This is a genomic window from Paenibacillus sp. NPDC058898 (assembly GCF_049316025.1).
Lineage (GTDB): Bacteria > Bacillota > Bacilli > Paenibacillales > Paenibacillaceae > Paenibacillus_AQ.
Window position 1 is genome coordinate 167,719 of record NZ_JBMOSM010000003.1, and the last position, 23,110, is coordinate 190,828.

Genomic DNA, 23,110 nt, shown 5'->3' on the forward strand with positions numbered 1-23,110 from the left:
CCGGATGGAAGAGACAGCTTCGCTAACGCCTGGCCGCTGCCCAGATAGACTTTTTTATGCCTTGATGTGCTGGACCGTATTGTATACCCATTGCGCTATAGGTTTCATAGATCTTGCTTGATGAAATGATGTCCAGGTTGCATTCAGCCAAAAGCGATTCAATATCCAACGAAGCATGATCATTCATGCTGCATACTTCCGCACTTCCCTGACTGTGCAGCACCGGTTCTCCTCCCGCTTCAGACACACTGTATACTTCATAGGCAATTTCACCATTGTCCTCATGATATAGATCCAAATGGACTTGAACCGGTTGATCTTCCGCCACAATGGGCCGAGCCCATACGACATTTTTAAGGCGAATTCCTGTGCGACCTTTCTCCAGCGTCTCTCCGGCAATTTGTTCTACGGCCGATCGCGCCATTTCAAGATAAGCCACTCCAGGCAGAACTCGCTGTCCCTTCACAACATGATCCTTTAGGAAAAACTCACTCCCCGTAAAGACCGAACTGAAACGCAGCCCCGAAAGATCTGAGGTATTCCGGTGAAGTAAAGGATGAACAACAGATACGGCCGGAACTCCAACAGGTTTTGTTGCATCAGTATCCTTCTCGGTCTCAGGGATCCAGTAAGGTTCACCAGCAAACGGATAAGTTGGCAAGCCAATGCGACACGGCTTAACGTCTCCATAGATCTGGTTCCAGTCGACGCCCAGTCCTCTTACCCAAAGGTTGAGAAGTTTGGCGTATTTTCCGCGTTGGATCCATTTGTTAACGGCTTCCTGAAACTCTTCATCCGCTTCGAAGACTGACATCGTCTCCTTATTGCGTTTGACCTGTCCCCGGAACATATCCTTGATATGACCACGGCCCTCAATGAATCCTTCCAGCTTCATCTTAAGATCGTCCATGGACCCTACGATCCATGCCAATCGTTCTTCCATTGCTTCACGCCCCACTTGAAGCGTATAGGCAATATCAGGAAGCGCAGCGTCCGAGAACTGTTCTTCCGTGAGAGCATACAATAACTGCCTGGCCTGTTCCCGGAGCCTGTCTTCGTTTTTAGCCGATAAGAGAATCAACGCAGGACTTTGCGAACTGACGGCAATGCGGGCCCGTTGATCGTTCACCTGGACATACTCTTCAACTATGATGTGTGCGTTAGCTCCCCCTGCACCGAAGGACGAAATACCGGAACGGCGAGGAACTTCCTGTCCATGAATCGTTGGACGTTTCCAATGAGCGGTATCACGCTGCACAACAAATGGCGTACGATCGAAGTCAATATTAGGGTTTAATCCATGCCCGTGCATGACATTTTTCACTAAGGTTTGATGCTTCAATTGAAGCAGCACTTTGGTAAGCTGCGCAATACCAGCCGCTGCCTCTGCATGTCCAATGTTGGATTTGACAGAAGAAATGGAGCAATATCCTGTATCTTCGGTATATTTGCCGAATACATCCGTCAAACCTTTAATCTCAATCGGATCCCCGAGCGACGTTCCGGTGCCGTGAGCTTCAATGGAACTGATGCTTCTTGGATCAATCCCGCTTTGGATAAGCGCCTTTTCAATCGCCTGAGACTGGGACACTGGACTTGGTACCGTATAACCGTTCGTCCTGCCCGCATGGCTGACCGCGGTCCCTTTTATGACCCCATAAATGGAGTCCTGATCCTTGATTGCCTCCTGCAAAGGCTTCAAAAAGAGGGCGCCTACCGCCTCAGACGGCACATAACCTGTTCCCCCTTCGCCAAAAGCGCGGCATCTGCCGTCGGAAGCGCTGAATTGTCCCTGGCACAACGTAATATACTTGCTAGGATGAAGCGAAAGATTTACACCGCCGGCGATTGCCATCCGGGACTGCCCATTTCGGATGCTTTCACAAGCCAAGTGAACTGCATATAGGGATGAAGAACAGGCTGTGTCCACCGTTAAACTTGGACCTGTAAAATCCATGATATAAGACACCCGGTTTGCGATCGAGAACATCTGGCTTGTCGCCAGGTACATCTCTTTATTGGCTTGCCCGGCATCATCGGCCATAAACAACTGATAGTTGTTAAAAGTAGCACCGACAAAGACTCCGATTTGATTTCCATACCCATCCCGCTTCAGCGATTCCCGGGTATATCCCGCATTCTCCATACATCCCCAGGCAACCTCAAGAAACAGGCGTTCCTGTGGATCCATGTATATAGCGTCTCTCGGTGAGATATTAAAAAACAATGGATCGAAATATTCAATACGATCCAAAAAGCCTCCCCACTTGCTATAGCTTAAACCCTTCGCTACCGCTTTGGTCCGGTCCGGTTCATAGAAGCCGTCTAAAGACCAGCGGCTCGCCGGAATTTCTTCTATGGAGTCCTTTCCCGCGTACAGGTTATTCCAAAACTGCTGAAGCGTATCTGCTTTCGGATAGCGGCCAGCTAACCCGATAATGGCAATATCGGTCGAGGCGTTTGGCTGCCGATCCGTTAATAAGAGAGAGCGGCTTGAAGGTATCGCTGCTGGATTAGAGGCTTGAGGAGGCTGTTTTGGGGCCGGTCCCGCCTGCTCAGCCTGCCTCAAGCTCTTCCGAGACGCCCCATTCACGGCCATATCCACATGCTTGGAAACCGCTTCATGATATTCCTGTGCCAAATAAGCGGCTAATGCTTGGATGCTGTTGTACGTATAAAAAAGAGTCGCGTCTAACTGTCCGATCCATAGCTCAATTTTTTTATTTAACGCATGAATCATCAGGGAATCCAGTCCCAATTCTTCAAAGGAAGCTGCATCTTCTAATTTTTCATGGGGAATCCCGGTTACCTCCATCAAGAGGGTTCTTAGTTGTACGGAAACTGACGACACCAGCGCATCTGAATCCATTTCGGCTGAATGATGTGGAATCTCAACATCAGCTTCGATCTCCATTTCATATGTGCGGCCAACTAACGGACTCACCTCGACTTCTACTGAAGGATGAGGTTCAGGTTCTGTGTCATTGCCCCTCCTGATTGTTTGTTCATCAGTTTCCGCTTCAGCAGTATCCACCCAATAGCTGTCTCGTTCAAATGGATACGTTGGCAGCTTGACCTTGTAAGGTCGAACATGACCAAAAAGTTGACCCCACTCGATTTCATATCCCTGGCAGTAAAAGTCCGCCAGGGCATATAGCGTCTCTTGAAATTGGCTTTTGCCAAGATGCTGGGTACGGCTCTTCGCAAGAAGTTCCTGTATATACAGTTGCATCACTTTTTGTCCGGTAAAATCGCGGGGAACCCTGCCTTCGAAAAGATTCGGCACTTTCTCGCGGTTCCCAGCCTGTTTCATTACATACACAGCATCGCTTAAATCCTGTATGACAACGGCACAGCGATAACTGAAATGAACGCGGCCATTCAGCAGCGTATAGCTGATATGCTGAAGGTCCTCTTCACCCCACTTCTCATTAACGAGTGCATGAAGCATATCCCGGATTTTTTCCTCGAGCGCTTCTTTCGTTTTGGCTGAAAGTGCAAGCACATAGTACGGCGGTCGCTCCGTGGACACAGCAACTTTTTTCCTCGAATAACTCTCGACAACCATGTGTGCGTTAGTTCCGCTCATTCCGAAAGCGCTAACGGCTCCTTTTAGGGATGCTCCGTTAGCTTGACTCCAAGCCTTCGCTTTCTTGTTCACATAGAACGGGCTGTCCGCCCATTGGATATAATCGTTCCCTTGCTCAAAATTAAGACTTGGCGGAATCATTTCATGACGCAGGGACATCACGAGATTAATCAGGCTAACCAGTCCGGAAGCCGCAAAAGTATGGCCGAAATTCGTCTTGGAAGAGGTAAGCGCGCAGTACCCCTGTTTCTCGGTATGCGCTTTAAACGCTTCATTCAAGGCATTAATTTCTACTGGGTCGCCCAATTTTGTCCCGGTGCCATGGGTTACAATGTACTCTATTTCTGCTGGATTGATCTGATATTGATGGTAAACTTCTTTCAACAGATTGGTTTGGGCAATTCCGCTGGGAGCTGTGATCCCATTGGTTCTCCCATCATAATTAACTCCGCTTCCGCGAATCACCGCATGTATAGAGTCCCCATCCGCTTCGGCTTGTGACAAGCGTTTGAATACCAAAGCGGTAACAGCTTCACCGGGAACCGTTCCGTTAGCCCGTTGGTCAAATGCATAACACTTGCCGTCTGCAGATAATATCCCAGCCTGACTAATGCCAGCGTATGCATTGGGTGTAAGCAGCAGATTGACTCCTGCCACGATGGCCGCGTCGCACTCTCCATTACGTAGGCTCATACACGCTTGATGAGCTGCAACCAGTCCCGATGAACACGCTGTATTAATGGCCATATTCGGCCCGGTCAAGTTCAAAAAATACGATAATCTCGCTGCCAGAATAGCATTATGGTTAGAGGTTATACTCCCTTTGTCTTTCACAAGCAGATGATAGTCGCCGTCTTCGACTCCAACAAACATCCCGATCTTGCATCCGCCGAGCTTGTCCTCCCCATACCCGGCATCTTCCAACGCCCTCCAGGATTCCTGAAGCAAAAGCCGCTGTCTCGGATCCATCGTTTTCGCCTCATTAGGCGAAATCTCAAAAAACATCGGATCAAAATCACGGACGCCCGGAATGGTTCCGCACCATTTGCAATGGATTTGCGCAGATTCCTGCTCGCCATCCCCGTAGTATCGCCGCCAATCGAATCGCTCGGCAGGAACTTCCGACACGGCATTTTTGCCTTCCGCCAGGATCGTCCACATCTCATCGATGTTTCGGGCTTCCGGGAACCGTCCGCTCATGCCAATGATCGCAATAGGCTCTTGGAGGTTTGATGATGATGAAGCTATTCGTTCCTGCACCCTCGCTCTCTTGAATGCTTTTGGCTCAGATGAAGTTGTGTCCGGGAAGTTTGGCGATTCCGTATCTACGGTCTGACTTTCTCGATAAAATTCTGTCGTCATTTCGTTATGCTCTTTCAAAAAATAATCGATTAACTTTCCGATCGTGGATTGTCCGAAGAACAACGAAGGTGTGATATCCAAGCCATAATGCTCGGTCAGCACATTTGCAAATTGTGCAAGATTGATGGAATCAAAGCCGAATTCCGCCAAATTTTCGTCTAAATCCAGCTTATCGCGAGGAATTTTAAGCAACTGGCTTACGATTTCCTTCATATCCCATTCCAGGCACTGCGCAAGACTCAAACCCTTCATTTCATTCCGCCATCCCTTGCCTGGAGCAGCATTCGCATTTGCGGTATTTGGTGTTTGTCTATTTGCTTCAAATGAATTCTCGTTGTTGGCAAGCCCCAGGAATCGATGCACCCTACTCCGCTGACCAACCAGCACTAGATGCTGCGAAAGACTGTGGGAAAGAATACGCTCAAATACTTGTAAGCCCTCTTCGGTCTCCAGTAAGCGCTGACCGCTGGATTTCAAATACATCTCGGTGTTATTCTGATCCTGAAAGCCCATGCCGCCTTCCTTCCAAAGCGGCCAATTGATCACGATGGAGCGACCGACTCGGTTCTGTTCGTTCCAGTATCGCGCATATGCCATCTGATACCGGTTTCCAATGGCGTAGTCGCATGAACCAAAATCGCCGATCACAGCCGAGGTGGATGAGAAATAACAGATAAATTCCAACTGCTGCTCATCCTGAAGTATTTCATCCAGTGCGAGTGTTCCTTCCACTTTAGGAGCGAGCACTGCATGGAAATCTTCCAACTCTTTTTCAAGTATATTTTGACTGCTTGACATACCGGCCGCCTGAATAACCCCATGAATAGGTCCGAAACGAGCCTTTGCAGCGACCAAACCTTCACGCATATGTTCTACATCACAAATATCGGATTGGACATATAGAACTTGACTGCCCAGTTCCTCCAGCTTCTTGATGCCGGCCCGTATTTCATCATTCATTGGGGATCTGCCTGTAAGGATTAAATTCGCAGCATATCGGCTTGCGATATGTCTGGCAAAGAGAAGCCCCAAGCCGCCGCATCCGCCGGTAATCAGATAGGTTCTCCCTCGCTTCAACATGATGGAATCATGCTCCAGCATGGTGGGCTTGACTCGGCAAATATACCGTTTTCCGTCCTGATACAGAACACTTGCTGATTGGTTGGCTCGAAGTTCCGTCCACAGCTTCCCAATCGGGACTATCAGAGACTCCGTTCGCTCCCGGGCCTGCAAGTCAATGGAAACGACACTTACGCTAACATTTGGCAGTACGAGACCTAAAGATCGCTCAAAGCCAATCCATGATTCCATATAACATCGCTCAATCGGATTCTCGAATTGGCCGGCAAGCAACAACTGCTTCGGTTTTAATTTTGCGGCAGCGATAGCCTGAACCATATGCACGATGCTGGAATAATCTTTGATGTATGCAGCATCTTCAATAGGCCATAAATACAGCACGGCATCGATTTCTTTGAAATCCTCGCGGATACCCGACAGCGCCTGTACATATGAATCCCTATTCGTCGCGGGAATACTGTAATCGTGCCTGGATTTCTTGTCAAAGACGGTACTTCGCCAAACAAAAATAACCTGCGTGTCTCCACCCAAGGCTGTGGCTTTGTCCGTAACAATCTGTTTGCTCTCCTCTTCTGTTAGAAAACAAACCAGCGTCTTTAAATCGGCGTTATGGATATCCTCTAAAGCCTCTTCTTCCCAGACCTCTTCAAATGTCATCAATTCGTAAGCTTCTTGCGGCGCCGCACCTTCTGTTATTCGAAGCTGATCTTGTCCCACAGAAGGCCCAGGATGTGCATCTCTTCGGGGCCTGTTTATGATTCGGAAGCGCCCGGGTTTCGTATTTGGAACGCCAGCGGTCGCGTCTTGGACAGATGCCCAATAATGCTCTCTGGCGAATGGATAAGTCGGAAGCTCTGTCAGTTGGGCCAGTGCACCGTCATATAAACCATCGCCACTGATCTCATACCCTTGGCAGTACAGATCAGCTAATGCATAGAGTGCTTCCCGGTATTTATCCGGATTTTCCTTTAGAGATTGGGCAGATCTCAGTAGATCGTTGACGTACTGCTGAATCAAAGCTTGGCCTTCAAAATCACGTGGCACTTTTCCAGCAAAGCGATTGGGCAGCCGTAAGGTATCCCCGTTTGCCGATAATATATATTCAGCGTCCTGTTTATCCCCAGCAACAACTGCCATACGATGGTTAAAATGCTGACGTCCTTCCAACAAGGTATAACTTATTTTGCTCAACGATTCCTGTGATGCATCCGCTTTTCCTAGCATGACAACCATATCTTGAATCTTCTCTTCCATTGCTTCCTTCGTTTTGGCAGAGAACGTAAGCAAATGATAAGGGGGAATGCCTGTTGGCTCTTCTACGGAAGCTGTAACGTAGCTCTCCAAAACCATATGAACGTTCGTTCCGCTCATTCCGAACGCACTTACGGCACCCAGACGTTTTTTATTTCCGCTGGCTGGCCAAGGTTTATTCGTTATATTGACATAAAAAGGACTTTCCGTCCATCGAATATAATCATTCTCCTGCTCAAAATTCAGGCTTGCAGGAATCGTTTCATGACGGAAAGCTTGTATCAGATTGATCATATTGACTAACCCAGAAGCGGCAAAGGTATGCCCAAAATTCGTTTTATTGGAAGTAATTGCACAGTATCCTTGTTTATCCGTATAGGCTTTGAATGCATCTTGAAGGGCGTTTACCTCTACCGGATCCCCCAGCCTCGTTCCGGTCCCGTGTGTTACGACATATTCAACATCACCCGGGTTAACACGAGACTGTTCATAAACGGCTTTCACAAGCTCGGTTTGCGCAACTCCGCTCGGAGCCGTGATTCCGTTTGTTTTGCCGTCATAGTTAATACTGCTGCCGCGGATCACCGCCAAGATCGAATCCCCATCGGCTTCTGCCCTGGATAAACGCTTGAGCACAACCACGGTGACCGCTTCTCCAGGAACAAGCCCGTTCGCCCGTTTATCAAATGCAAAGCATGTACCATCCCTGGAGAGCATCCCGGCCTGACTCATTCCAACGTACGGGTCTGGAGTAAGCATCAGATTGACACCGGCAGCAATGGCCGTATCACACTCATCATTGCGAAGGCTAAGACAAGCTTGGTGTGCTGCGGCCAGCCCAGAAGAACATGCCGTATCCACCGTGAGTACCGGACCATTCAAATTCAGAAAATAGGACAGCCTTGCCGCTAGAATAGCATTATGGTTGGAGGTAATCCCTGCCTCTCCTCTAACTAGCTGCTGGTAATCTCCTTGCTCAGCACCCACAAACATGCCAATTTTCCCAGCTCTGATTTTTTTGTCTCCGTAGCCAGCATGCTCCAACGCCTTCCAAGCTTCCTGCAGTAATAAACGCTGCCGCGGGTCCATCGATTCCGCCTCCTTGGGTGAAATCTCGAAGAATAACGGATCGAATTCGCTAACGCCCGGGATACAACCGCACCATTTACCGTCTGTCTTGTGAGGACCCTTGCCAGAGGTACTGTAATAATGGCGCCAATCAAATCGGTCAGTGGGAATTTCTCTCACTGCGTTCCTTCCCTCGGTCAGAATCGTCCACATTTCTTCAACATTTCTCGCTTCCGGAAATCGTCCGCTCATGCCGATAACGGCGATGGGCTCAAGGGCATCATCAGATACGTTGCTGCTTAGCTTCACCTTTGACTGCGCGATTGGGCGTGCTTTGTGAGCGATCTTTGCTGGCCTGTGCTCGTCAGCCTCATAGTAGAACTCGGCAAGTGCTTCTTGATGCTCCTTCATCAAATACTCCATTATTTTACTTATCGTGGAATGACCGAAGAATACCGAAGGTGTTAGTTCCACCCCATAATGCTTAGACAGCCTGGTCGCCAAATGGGTTAAACTTATGGAGTCAAAGCCAAAATCAGCAAGATTGATTTCGCTGTCCAGCCTACCCTTCTGAATTTGGAGCAATATACCGATCTGCTCCTTTAAATCCCATTCAATGCACTGCTTCGTGCTCATGCCTCTCATTTCTCTTCGCCGGCCTTTACCTGACACAGCACTTCGATGACTTGCCGCGTGGTTTGTTTCCTTGGAGCTTCCATCCATCTCCATCCTTGCAGACTCATTCACATCCGCAGAATCCACGAGCGACTTCCGGGTTGATGAAACAACGCCTTCTTTAATCAGCTGTTTCTCTGCAATATAATATCGTTCCCTCGCAAAGGGATAGACGGGCAGACTTCGACGGCGTGGTTTAACGCCATTCCTATACAGGATATTCCAATCCACGCGCAGGCCCTGAACCCATATCATGGCGATGCTATGAAAATTCCGCTCCAGTACCAGCTTCTCCATCGCTGAATCCGCTTCTTCTATACTCTGTTTCTCTTTACCCGGATCCATCTGTCCCCTGTAGAGTCCATCAATATCGTTGTGTCCCGTCACATAACGTGTTAGCTTAGCTCGAAGATCTTGAATCGATTTCGCAACGACTGCAATCCGTTCTTCCATGCCTTCTCGCCCAACCTGAAGAGTGTAAGCCATATCAAAGAGCTGACTATCCGATAAAATCTCCTCATCCATCATCTCCAAAAGCTGTTTCACTCTCTCGTTAAGGCATGGTTGGTTTTTGGCTGACAACGGAATAACCACAGGAAGACCATCTTGAGAAGACGGAGCCGGGCGATACGTCTCCTCAGGCGTATATTCTTCCAAGATGACATGGGCATTGGAACCGCCTGCTCCAAAGGACGAGACACCCGCCATCCTAGGAAACTCTATAAGCTCTCCATCCATATGAATCACCGGTTTTTGCCATTCCTGAAGCGATTGTTGGACGACAAAAGGCGTGTTGGAAAAGTTAATGTTCGGATTCAGTTCTTTGGCATGCAGACTGGGTACCAGCATCTTATGCTTCATTTGCAAGACGATTTTGGTTAGACCGGCCATGCCGGCTGCCGCTTCCAAATGGCCGATATTGGATTTGGCTGAACCGATGGAGCAAAACCCCGTATCCCTTGTATCTTTGGAGAATGCTTGGGTAAGCCCCGTTATTTCAATGGGGTCGCCGAGATCGGTTCCTGTTCCGTGCGCTTCGATATAACTGACCGCTCTTGCATTTATTCCTGCTTTATCCAGTGCAGCACGGACGAGATCTCCCTGTGCTACAGGATTGGGTACAGTATAGCCGTTGGTTTTACCGCCATGATTCGTACTGGTGCTTCTAATCACGGCATGAATATGATCTTCATCTGCAATTGCACGTGACAGAGGTTTCAGAAGAACGATCCCCACGCCTTCGCCAGGAACGAATCCGTTTGCGCCTTGGCCAAAACTTTTGCATCTGCCATCCTTCGAGAGCATTTGTTGAACGCTAAGCCAATGATAATTGGAAGGGTGCAAGTATAGATTCACGCCGCCCGCGATCGCCATTTCACATTCTCCCAGATGAAGATGCTCACAGGCTTCATGAATCGCGGTCAGAGAGGAAGAGCACATCGTATCAATCGGCATGCTCGGTCCTTGTAAATTCAGATAGTACGAAACTCTGTTGGCGACTGAGCTAAAGGAGGTGTATGGGTTAACATGTTCCCCCTGCTCCCATAAACCGGGGCCGTACAGATCGTAACCCGTCTTCGTGATCCCGGCAAAAACGCCTACCCGGCGATGATGCCTGATCGCCAGATGCTCCCGCGTATATCCCGCGTCTTCTAACGCTTCCCAACAGGACTCGATGAACAAGCGCTCTTGAGGGTCCATCATCATGGCTTCACGGGGAGAAATATTGAAAAACAAAGGGTCAAAATCTGCAAATCCCTCTAAAAACCCTCCCCATTTACTATAGCTCTTGCCTTGCGCCACCGCTTCCTGTGGATCCGGATCGAAGAAGTCTTCCATCGGCCATCGGTCACCAGGTATTTCAGTAATACAATCTCTGCCTGCCTTAAGATTCTCCCAATATTCGTTGAGATTGCGGGCAGAAGGATAGCGTCCGCTTATACCGATAATAGCAATGGGTTCTCGCGATTTAAGCTCAGGTTTATGGATTGGAGAGCGGGTAGAACGGTTCTTCTCTTTACGGAATGAAACGAGAACAGGAAAAGGTTCACCGGAACGCGAATCCACCGATGGTCTTGCAGATCCCTCCTCACTCTGCTCTCCCAACCCTGTCCACCACACACATCGTTCCGCGTGTTCGGCAGTCAGATAATCAAGGACTTCACCTAATGTCTGGTACTCGTAGAACAATGTTTTGGAAAGCTCCCCGAAGATCCCTGCCATTTTTGCATTCAATTGGTTGATCATGATCGAGTCGATTCCATAACTCTCAAGGGGTTCATTCGCATGTAATTGGGTAACCTCGAGCCGTGTCACTTCTCCAAAGAGGACTTTGAGTTGACGGCCCGTTCTGTCTCTTAACAAGCCCTCATCGACTTGGTGACGCTTCATTGGTTCAGAAGCTGCTGATTTAGGAGTGGGACCGGGTAGCAGCTTCTCTCTGATCTGATCTACTTGACCTGACACGATGAGGACTCGATCATGACCGGAAGCCAGTGCTTGATGCATAGCCTGTATACCGGTTTTCGTGTCCAGAGCCGTCATTCCCCAGCTTTGCATCATCGATTTCTCCGTTATTTCATCAACTTCCATTCCGCCATCCTTCCAGTATGGCCAGTTGATGGACAACGATTGGCCTTGACGCAGTCCGGATGCTACGAGACCGTTTCTATACGCCGCATAGGCATCCATAAATGCGTTCGCAGCAGCATAATCCGCTTGTCCCGGATTGCCGAAACAGCCCGCGATCGACGAGAAGAAAATAAAGAAATCCAGCGGCAAATCCTTGGTGGCCGAATCTAGATATGTCGTCCCTGACACTTTGGGATTCAGCACTTGCTCCAATTCATCCCCGGTCTTTTTAAGTATGAAATTGTCACAAACGACACCTGCACCATGGATGATCCCATGCAGGCTTCCGAATTCCTCCAGGATGTCATGAATCAGGGGTTCTACCTGATCCTTAAGAGACACATCCGTTTGTTTATATTCGATTCTGGCTCCTGTTGCTCTCATCTCATGCAGTCTGGCTTCTTTATCCATAGAAAGTACAGAACGACCGGTAAGAATCAATACTGGAGCGTTAACTCGCCGGATAATATCTTCCGCAAACAGGAGTCCGAGTCCACCTGCGCCTCCGGTAATCAGATAAACCCCGTTGTCTTTCCATGGAATGCTCGCCTCCACCGGCGGAACAATAACTTCATTCCACCCTGCCTCCCACCTTTTTCCTTGATCAAAGCGTATGATATCTACTGCCAACCCCTTGCTGCGGTTAAGCATTTGCACGAGTATTGATGCCTCTACATCCGGTTCTATTTCTATCAGTTGACCGCTTAATCGCGGGTTTTCCATATGGGCTGTTCGTAGGAGGCCGTAAAGTCCGGTGAACAGCTTCTGCTCACCCTGAACCGGCACCACAAGTTGAATAAGCACCTCGCCGGTCACTTTCTGTTCCATTATCGTTTTTACAAGGTCAAGAAACTGCTGTGCATAAGATTGGAAGCGTTGATTGATCTCCAGGTAAGAAGGTGACTGAAGCATCAGGCACTCGATGCCTGTCAGCCCACTCTGTAGACTTTCGAAGGTTGAATGATCCATCTCACAAAAGATGGCTAGATGCCGGACATAACTCGACGGATTCCGACCATTCATGGTCTCTGATTCTTTATAGATCGGTGTAAACAACTGGACCCCTGAAGCAGAAACTGATCCTTTTGAACTTGAAAGAGCATCCTGATTTCTCATATTTGTAATCCTCCTCCAACCTTTGCGTGTTTTACGGTATGCTGTCCGTTGCTCTCCAATCGCGCTGTAAGTCCTCTCATGGTTGCGTATAACGCTCCGTGATGATCGCAGAAGTCAATATCCACTTTGATATTTGTCCCTTGAACGCCATACGCACTGTTTCGTACGTGAACCCATGACAATGGAGTTGGCTTACCGATTATGTGAACCTCCTGCAAGGATAGCGGTTGTGCAGAACTCACGATTCCGCTACCCATTTGCTCATCCCAATCTGGCAAGAGGCCTAACGTCGCTTGCATAGCTGCCTCGGTTACACTTGGATGCAGTATGAAATGATGGGATGAAGCCCGGAAAGCAGAATGCATTGAAAGCTTCGCGAGCAGCTGGTGGTGTCCGATAAACATCTCCTCTACCACTTGCTGTTGAGGACTATGAATTATTCCTGCTTCCACATATACCTTGTACCACTCAAACTTCGAGAAATATTTCACATTGCATTGTGCCTGTACAAGACTCATATCAGCCCGCAACGCCTTGCTTTGAAGGGCAGTTGTCGACACCCGTCCCTGATTGTGTATAACCGGATCTATGCTATTCTTGTCCGCTGTACTGTAGATTTCATATGAAAGGTCTCCCGCATCCGGGAAGATACCAATATGGAGCTGCAAGTCTTCTTGCACAAATTCAACCGGTTGGGACCAAACCACATCCTTGATCTGAATCTCTTCATGGGGGTCAAGGAAAACTCCCCCCGATAACTCCGCTGCTTTCCTGGCCATCTCCACATATATCATCCCCGAGAGTGTGTTCCTTCCTGAGACATCAGTTGAAGCCAGTAAAGGTTCGCCTCTGTTAAAAGTCGAGCTGTAGCGGACTCCCGAAAGATCCGATGTGTTCTGATGAAGCAGAGGGTGCAGCATGGCCTGCCCTTGTGGGGCTGATTCAATAGAAGAGCTGCCTTTGCCTTTTTCTTCCGGTACCCAATAGCGTTCAGTCGCAAAGGGATAGGTTGGCAGAGATATGATGGTATAGCGTTCATTCGAGAATAACGCTTCATAATCAAGCCCATATCCTTGAATATATAACTCAGCAATCGTTGTTAGCCGCTCCACATATTCGGTGGGTTCGACCGAATGGCATTCCTGGATGCATTGGTTTCCGTATCGCTTTAAGGAAGGCTGTTCCCGGCGATCATTTTCATTCAGTTCCGACACATAAACCTGTGGTACCTTGCTTTTGGCCAGCCATTTACCAAGGAATGTCATTAACTCATCCAAGCTCCGAACTACGCAGGCTAAGCGGTTGTTAAAATGCTTTCTTCCTGCCAACAAGGTATAGCTAAGGTTTCCGCAGTCTGCTTGTCTGTCATCTTGGCAGAAATTCAGCAGTTGATTCGCCTGCTTGCGCAGCTGCTCAGGCGTTCGTGCAGATAACACAATCAGATATCCCGGTTTGTCGGTATGACTCCCTGTTGGTTCCGGTGCCTCTTCTATAACAATATGGGCGTTTGTTCCGCTGAATCCGAAGGAGCTCACGGCTGCTCGTCTTTTACCACTCCTTCCTTTCTCCCAATCCCTGAGGCTCGTATTTACATAAAAGGGGCTGTCCTTAAACTGAATATTCGAATTCCCCGTTTCAAAATTTAGCGTAGGCGGAATTTGCTTATGCTTCAAAGACAGCAAAACCTTAATGATTCCCGCGACGCCAGCCGCATGGGCCGCATGCCCGATGTTGGTCTTGATCGAGCCGATCGCGCAGTACTCTTTGTTGTCGGTATAATTTCTAAAAGCCTTCGTTAGTGCCTGATACTCAATCGGGTCTCCCAGCTTCGTGCCCGTTCCATGAGCTTCTACAACCTGTATGTCGCCGGGATCAATTTGGAAGGCATCATATACGTTTCGTTCCAGGCGTTCCTGAGAGACGGCGCTTGGCGCCGTTATGCCGTTCGTCGTTCCGTCCTGGTTCATTCCCGATCCGCGAATGACTCCATAAATATGATCTCCGTCATGTATCGCTTCCTGAAGACGCTTCAGTACTAGAACGCCCGCCCCTTCACCAGGGATAAATCCGTCAGCACGCTCGTCAAAAGTATAGCTGTGGCCCGTTGTCGAAAGCATCCCCGCTTTGTTGGTGCTCAAGTAGTACCATGGCGTAGACTGGATAAACACGCCTCCAGCCAATGCCATTTCCGTCTCGCCTGACCATAACCCCTGACATGCCATATGGACGGCGACTAATGAGCTGGAACAGGCCGTATCAATGGCAATGGCCGGTCCCTTGAGATCAAGATAATACGCAATCCGTGCCGGAATGACCGACCCGGCTATGCCCCAGAATGCTTGCGCCGGCGCATCATCTCCGAAGAGCTGTTGGTAATCGCCCGCACCTCCAAGGCAGCCGACATAAACGCCGCAATGGCGTCCCTGAATCCTGGATCCGGCATAACCTGAGTCCTCCAGTGCCTTCCAGCATTCCTCCATAAATATCCTTTGCTGAGGATCCATATAGCTGGCTTCCAGACCATTAATATTAAAAAAGAATGGGTCAAACTGATCTATATTCTCTACAAAACCTCCGCGATCGCAATACTGGGCCTCTTTCGGATAATGTGCCGAGAGATCCCAACGCGGAGACTCTCCAATAAGTTCTGCTCCGTTGGACAAGTGCATCCATAGTTCGTTCACGTTAGCTGATTTAGCATACTTTCCGCTCATTCCGATAATGGCAATCGGTTCTTTATTCATGGGTGTCATAGGAGCGACCTCATGCTTAACGAGATCAGGTGCTTGCTTGCCTGATAAAGAAGCCTTGTCGATAAACCGGCTGGAATAAGATGGCGATGCTGCTTCAACTAGTTCAGGTATATCCAGTCGATTGTCATCAGAGACGACTGGTTTGTTTAAATTCTGCCCAAGCAGGCCAGCGACTGCATCCCTGTGATCCGATAAAATATAAGCTGTAAGCTGCTTAACTGAACTGTAATCAAATAGGCTCGTGGTATCGAGTTCGATGCGTAAGGCTTGATTAAGGACTTGTACCAGATGAACCCCGATAATGGAATCCAGACCATAGTCGGCGAAGGACTCCTCCAATTCGATTTCGTTCCTATTTACTTTTAATGCCTCGGAAAGCTTCTCAATGATGGTCTCCTTCACATGATCTTCCAGCATCTGTTCGGTCATGACCGTGCTGGCCTGTTTAGCGGCAACGATCTTAACTCGAGGCTGCTCTTCCACTGTGGCAATCGTTTCTAACCTGTCCCTCGTATCAAATGGTTTGGCATTAAACGTGCGTTTGACCTCCGCATCGGCTCTGTCTGAATGGGGCACCTGTTTCACTCGGACCACCCCGTTACTACTAGCCGCAATGATCTGCTGTCCCCATTCATGAGACTCTTTTGCCGGAAAAAAAACCGCTTCGTAGCCTTCGGACTCCAACACGTCCTTCCAGGTTTCGGGATACAGACCCGGACTACCAGGAATGCGTAAAGGTGCATCTTCATAAAGCCACCAACCTTCCAGGAGTCCAAAGGTTAAGTGCGTAAATAATCGGTTATCGCTCAGCTCATTGATTAGAATCAAACCGTTCTTTTTCAAGACGGATTTGGTATTGCCTAAAGTTTGGCGGATATTTCGGGTCGCGTGAAGCACATTTGTTGCAATAGCTATATCGAATTCACCCAAAGGGGTGTCCGAGCCGGCAACGGGCGCATCAACATTCAATATTTTATAAGTCAAAAAGGGATTGTGCGGACCGTACTCCTTCTCAGCAAATAATAAAAACGCTTTGGAAATATCGGTGTAGCAATACTCCTCGATATAATCATTGTAAGGCTTTAATTTTTGGAAAAGCCTGCTGCTCGTTCCTCCCGTGCCGGCACCAATTTCAATGATCCGGATTTTAACGGCAGGAGATTCGTTGATCCGTTCCTCCATATAGGCCAATAAGGCATCGGCAAGAACTTCATTGAAATGATCGGCGACGGGATTATTTTTATAGATGCCCTCCACTAGGTTCATGGAGGAATTCGGAAACATAATATCGGTGGCCAGGCGTTTACCTGTCAGAATTTCAGGCAATGCAAGCATGACCTCTTCAGCTAGTGTCATCCATGCCTTTAAACTCGGATCTTCCAGCCATTCGACTTTTTTCAGTTCCCATTCCTTCCATAACAAGGCCTTATCAACGGATAACGGATCCGTTACTTTGTACATTTCACCATCCTGATAGAGGTAATGATGCTGCACAAGGACGCGCAAGCTTTCCTCAAACCACTTTTGGTACATTGGGATTATTCCAATATGGGCATTGCTCTCGGCTGACTTCGTATCCTTTTCCAATAATCCCATTGAGGATATCTCACTTAGCAGCATTCTTGATAGAAGGCTGATCATTTCCTTATTTAAGCTTTGGGCCTCATTCATGTTCTGGAGCCGATCTGCTGTTCCCGAATTATAGTCCCTAATTTTGTTGATCACTGACGGTATGCTATCCGATCGGATATCGATGCGCTCTTTAGGATTCATGCCTTCCACGATAAGAGGTTTGGTCGTTGTAATCATCGCCATTTGATGAATCGGATTGGAAACCAATCGTTCCAAAGCTTTCATGCCAGCCTCAGGCTCAATGAGCCCCATCCCGATCCGGGACAGCTGCTGTACATCCTCTGAAGCAGAAGCGTCATCGCTGCTCCAATATCCCCAATTCATCACCTTTACCTTGCACGGCCATTCATGCGAAAGCCGATGTGCGAACGCATCCTTGAACGAACAGCCCGACGCGTAGTGGCTCTGTTTTGGATTTTTAATGAAAGCGATCAAGGAAGAGAAGAACATAACAAAATCCAATGGTTCCTTACGGAATACCTGGGCCATCCGAACGGTCACGTCAATCTTGGCCGATAGTCCTGATCTGAATTGATCCTCTTCCATGTCCAGGAGACTTCGATTCGACAGCACCATCGCCGAATGCACAACGCCGTTAATTCTTGAATATGTCTGCTTTATTTTTTCATAAGCTGCTCTGAGTTCTTCATAATCGGTTGCATCTGCTGAGATATAGACGGGTCTGGGTCCAAAACGAGCAATTCTATCCAAATCCGCCCTTATATGTTCATCCATCTGTCTGCGGCCGATCCACACCACATGGGCTCCATAAGCACGAACCATATACTCGCTCCATGCCTTGCCGATACCGCCAGCCCCTCCAATTACGACATATACGCCACCCTGCCTAAAGCTTGATTCCGCCGTTGCAGGATTATTCAATGGTATGAGCTGCTGTCGGTACCACTGCTGTTTCCGGTACACCCAAGGGTGTCCGCGCCGATCAGCAGGGAGAGTGAATATATCGGATACAGGCCACGGACTGCCGGCCTCCAAATCGATAATTCGGATATTCCAGCTCGGATATTCTTTTGCCATTGAACCTACCAGACCGTGAATGCCGGCATGCGAAGGATCGACCTTGCGAGATTCGTTAACCCTCTGCGTATCAAATGTGATCACTGTCCATCCCAAGGCGCGGGCAGAATAACCCAATCCAATGAACGCCTTAATCAAGCGGAACAATGGGATAACGCCATGCTCCTGTCGTTCAATCAGTTTTTCATCTTCCAGGGAAGTTGACGGACCTGCAGGAGCAACCCACACGATATGATCAACTATGCCGAAAGCTTCTAGTTTTACAGCAATTTCTGATATCGTATCTGCTGGATTCAAATCAAAAAAATGCACCCGCGGGTACATCTGTTGAATCATGCTCCTATTCTCTTCCCCACCAACATATATCACGTGATCGGAATCATGCGCCTGCCATGTGCCATTCTCTGCCGGAACGGCCTCCCATACTGGCACAAGATGTATATTTCCGACAGGCGTTTGTACCATTGCCTCCTGTGGAGCCGCATTAGACCGACTGCTGGCCTCAAGCTCCCCTTCCAGCACCCTTGTTGAGAATCCTTTGATACGAACACAAATATTGCCCTGATCATCACATATATCGATATCCAGCTTTGGAGTTAAACCTGTCTTTGCAGCCTTATCGTTGTTTCGTATCCATGCCCACATATTCGGCGTGCACTCCCCCCGAATATCCAGTTCCTGGAGGGCAAAAGGCATCACCGGGTTCACCGAAACCGGGGGCATGCCGCCAGAATTCATAGAATAAGCGATCGTCGCCTGTAAAGCTGAGTCCATTAGGCTTGGGTGGAGAACATACTCCTTCAAGGTATTAGAAACGGATGACGGCAAGGATAACTTAGCCAATATTTGTCCCGCACCTACATACGCTTTCTCTATTCCCCTGTGGGCCGGGCCATACTCCATCCCCGTCTCATGAAAGACCTCGTAGAATTGGGAGGATAAGAAGCACTGTTCGCCGCAATGCCTCTTCAAATCTTCAATATTCAAGACATCCTTCGTTCCAGCTGGTAGCAGCTCCGCACTGCCTTTGCTGTGTACAACAGGCTCTGCCCTTGTGCTCTCCTGAACTTGACTATATATTTCGTAAACGATCCCTCCATGCTCAGCGGGAAGCAGTCGGATATTCACTTCAGCATATTCCTCCCCCACGGAGACAGGCCGAATCCAAACCACATTTTTCAGACGGATTTCCGTATGATGCTCCGCTCGGCTGCCAAGGGATTCCATGACTGCCATACGCGCCATCTCCAGATAGGCAACACCCGGTAATATCTTCTGCTTCCCCACGACATGATCGGATAAGAAAAATTCATTTCCCCTAAAAGTGCTGCTAAATCGCTGCTCGGTAAAGTCGGACGTGTTTTTGTGCAGCAAAGGGTGTATCCCTGCTTCAGCAGTCGCAGCAACGATTGGTTTTCCGGCAGCTGGTACCCAATAACGCTCCCGTGCAAACGGGTAGGTCGGTAAACTGATCCGGGAAGGCCTGGTGCTCTCGCCGTATAATAAATTCCAATCTAACTCCATGCCCGAAGCCCACCCTTCAGCCAATTCATTCCAATTCCCCTCATCGATCCATTGGCTGACGGACTGCTTATTCCTATCACCTGCAGAGGAAGATGCAGCTGTATCCTTCATTAACTTGGCCTTGCCTCTAAAGCCGTGTTTAAGTTCTTTATTCTCCAGAAAAGCTTGAAGCCCCTGAATCAATTCGAGGATATCCTGAGCGACAAACACCACTCGTTCTTCCATGGCTTCGCGTCCGACTTGCAGTGTATAAGCCACATCTTCGATGGAGATTATCGAGCGGTTCTGTCCCCGCTTGTCCTGATCATCGGATCCGCCATCATGATCAGTTCCAACGTTAGGAGCCCCCATCACTTCTGGGTGCTCATTCAGAAGATGAGCGGTTACGGAAGCAATCGTGCTTCTCTGCCCCCATTCCTGATCATCGATCTCAACGAGGAAATCATCCTGAATTTTTCCCTTTAATAATCGAATATGAACAGGCTCGACTCCATATTCACTCCACGGAACATCTAGTTCAATGAGTTCTTCATGAACATGCATGATATCAGCTAATAATTCCTTCAGTTTACCTTGTAGACCGACTGTAAATCCCGGCTCTTTATCCTGCTGTACCGGCTCGCTCTCAGGCAATCCTAACAGATAATCGAGCATCTCTTTTGCGTAGGTTTTGAGCCTTTCTTCATTTTTAGCCGAAACAGGAACAATCACAGGTCGCTCTTGTCCATGGTTCGCCTGCGTTGTATCGCTTACTTTCGCACCTATGTATTCTTCTAGAATCATATGGGCATTTGAACCAGTGGCTCCAAAAGAACTTAACGCAGCTCTCCGCGGATAGCTAATCTTGCGCATGCCGTCCATGGTCACAGGTTGTTTCCATTCCTCCTTGGTGTGCTGCACATAGAATGGAGATTGTTCAAAATCAATATAGGGATTCAATTGCTCGGAATGCAGGGAAGGAACCAGTGTTTTGTGATAGATTTGGAGAGCTGCCTTCTGGAGGCCGATAACTCCCGCGGCCGACTCCGCATGGCCTATATTGGACTTTACTGAACCAATCGAGCAATACTGCCGCTCTCGGGTATACAACTCGAAGGCTTTCATTAACCCTTCGATCTCAATAGGATCCCCCAGCGAGGTGCCTGTACCGTGAGCTTCGACATAACCGATCATTCGCGGGTTTATGCCTGATTGTTCGAGACAATCGGCGATCACTTCCCCCTGAGCCACTGGGCCAGGCACCATAATGCCGCTCACAGTCCCTACATGGTTGATCACGCTGCCTTTTATAACCGCATAGATTCGGTCATTGTCTTGGACTGCTTTATTTAATGGTTTTAAGAGGACCGCCGCAACGCCTTCGGCTGAAACGTAGCCGTCGCCTCCTTCGCCGAAGGTATGGCAATAACCATCACTTGAATGCATACCCCACAGCCCGTATGTCATATACTTCGACGGGTGCAGAGATAAATTCACCCCACCGGCCAATGCAACTTCGCTTTCTCCACGTTTCAAACTCTCCATCGCCAGATGAACGGCGGTGAGGGAAGATGAACATAGCGTATCCACGGTCATGCTGGGGCCATGGAAATTGCAAAAATATGAAACCCGATTGGCAATAGGGCCTGCATTCAGCGAAAGTGGAAATGCTTCCCCTTGGGAAGCAGCCTCAGCGCCCACCAGGGAATAATCCTTATGCATCACACCCGCGAAGACGCCTACCTTCCGCCTATTATTTTTACCTCGGGGCGGGACTAATGATTTAGGGGTATATCCAGCATCCTCAATGGCTTCCCAGCAAGTTTCCAGGAACAACCTTTCCTGGGGATCCATCGTTTCTGCTTCACGAGGGGATATTCTAAAAAATTTCGGATCAAAACAATCCGGATCGTCTATGAATCCTCCCCATTTGGACATCGCTTTCCCGCCAGCTGATTTAATACCATCCATTTTTTTCCATTCCCAGCGGGATTTTGGAATTTCGCTTATGCAGTCCTTTCCCTCCTGCAAATTCCTCCAAAATTCGTGAAGGTTCCTAGCTTGGGGATATCGGCCGGACATACCGATAATGGCGACGTCTCCTTCCGTTGCCGGATTATTAGAAAGATTGGAACCGGAAGGCGAGCGCTTAAATGAACTCTGAAATTCCGGATCTGAAGCGGTATCAGGTACGGATATTACCGATGCAGCCTCGGATTGCTTAAATTTTGAAGCATAGTTTTCTTCGAGATAAGAAGCAAGCTCGGCAATTGTTGTGTACTCAAACAACAAAGTCGGCGATAACGAGTTATTAATGCTGGTCTCAATCGCCCTCACAATCTCTAACAATCCGGGGGAATCCAGTCCCATCTCATAGTATCCGGATTCAGGATGGATATCTTCCACCTTACAGTTAAGTGTGTCCGCCATGAGTTGCCGCAGGAACTGTTCGATCGAAATAACGGGTGCCGTTTCGTCGGCACCCGTTATTTGAACCTGCTTATTGGAGCTGACCCGAGGCGGCTTGCGCCGCTCCGTGATCTGAGATGATGAAAGGGACCCTTTCCGCTCCGGATGGATCAACCCGGCATCGCGAACCAGTTTCGTAGATAAGTTTTTCAGTTCCCCGACTTTTTTTCCATCCCCGTTAAAAAACTCCATCGTCCAAAACATCAGCTCATTCTTATGAAGAACAGACGACCTCTGCACCCTTGTAATACACCGTTCCTGGAGCGGTTCCGAAGCATTAAAAACGGCATAACTCAGAGGCAAGAACAAGCGCTGTTCCTCTTGGGCAGAAGGAGCATATATTCTTCCGCCCCCTACGCCACTGCCGTCGATCAGAGCAGGATGAAATAAGAACTCTTGCGAGCTGGCCATCGCCTCCCGACTAATAGAAAGATCTAGAATTGCTGCTGTATCCATCTCATAAATCTGGCCTTCCGCCTTCATAAATCCGGTATGCACCAAATCCTGGCTTCGGTACTCTTCATAAATGTCATGGATAGGGAGCACACGGTTTGCTGCCCCCTTCACGAAGCCTAAATCCAGCGTTTCTGAGTATGACACCTGATCTCTTGCATGCATCTCGGCTGTGGCATAAAGTGTTTGCTCTGGTTCTTCCATACCGTTACGACGATTCTGTCCCTCCAACCGAATCCTCCATCTACCAGGAGAAGCCTCATCACATTGAATGCCGAGTCTTACAGTAACATCCCGTCCGACTATGAGCGGTTTATATATACTTAAATGACGAAGCTCAAGTTTGTCGAATGCATAGTGATGTTTCTTATAAACCTGGTAGATAAGATCAATATAGGCCAGTCCAGGCAATAATTGTTGCCCGTATACCTTATGATTGCTAATAATCGGGTTCTTGGCGGACAGGTTAAACTGTTCGTACATCACGTTT

Annotated in this window: 2 protein-coding genes; both read right to left on the minus strand. The window is 48.5% G+C overall.

Features of this window, described 5'->3' with window-relative positions; genetic code table 11:
• Positions 1 to 22: 22 nt before the first annotated feature.
• Complete coding sequence (locus ACOZB4_RS09240; protein WP_379404243.1) at positions 23 to 12,772, minus strand: SDR family NAD(P)-dependent oxidoreductase; 12,750 nt, start codon at positions 12,770 to 12,772, stop codon at positions 23 to 25.
• Entirely contained in the window at positions 12,769 to 23,103 is a 10,335-nt protein-coding gene (locus ACOZB4_RS09245; protein WP_379404835.1) for an SDR family NAD(P)-dependent oxidoreductase, read from the minus strand. Before ACOZB4_RS09245 ends, ACOZB4_RS09240 begins: the two co-directional genes overlap by 4 nt.
• Positions 23,104 to 23,110 lie beyond the last annotated feature (7 nt).

Excerpts from the sequence above, each read along its gene's own strand:
- ACOZB4_RS09245 (WP_379404835.1), bottom strand. The coding sequence starts at position 23,103 with ATGTACGAACAGTTTAACCTGTCCGCCAAGAACCCGATTATTAGCAAT.
- ACOZB4_RS09240 (WP_379404243.1), bottom strand. The coding sequence starts at position 12,772 with ATGAGAAATCAGGATGCTCTTTCAAGTTCAAAAGGATCAGTTTCTGCT.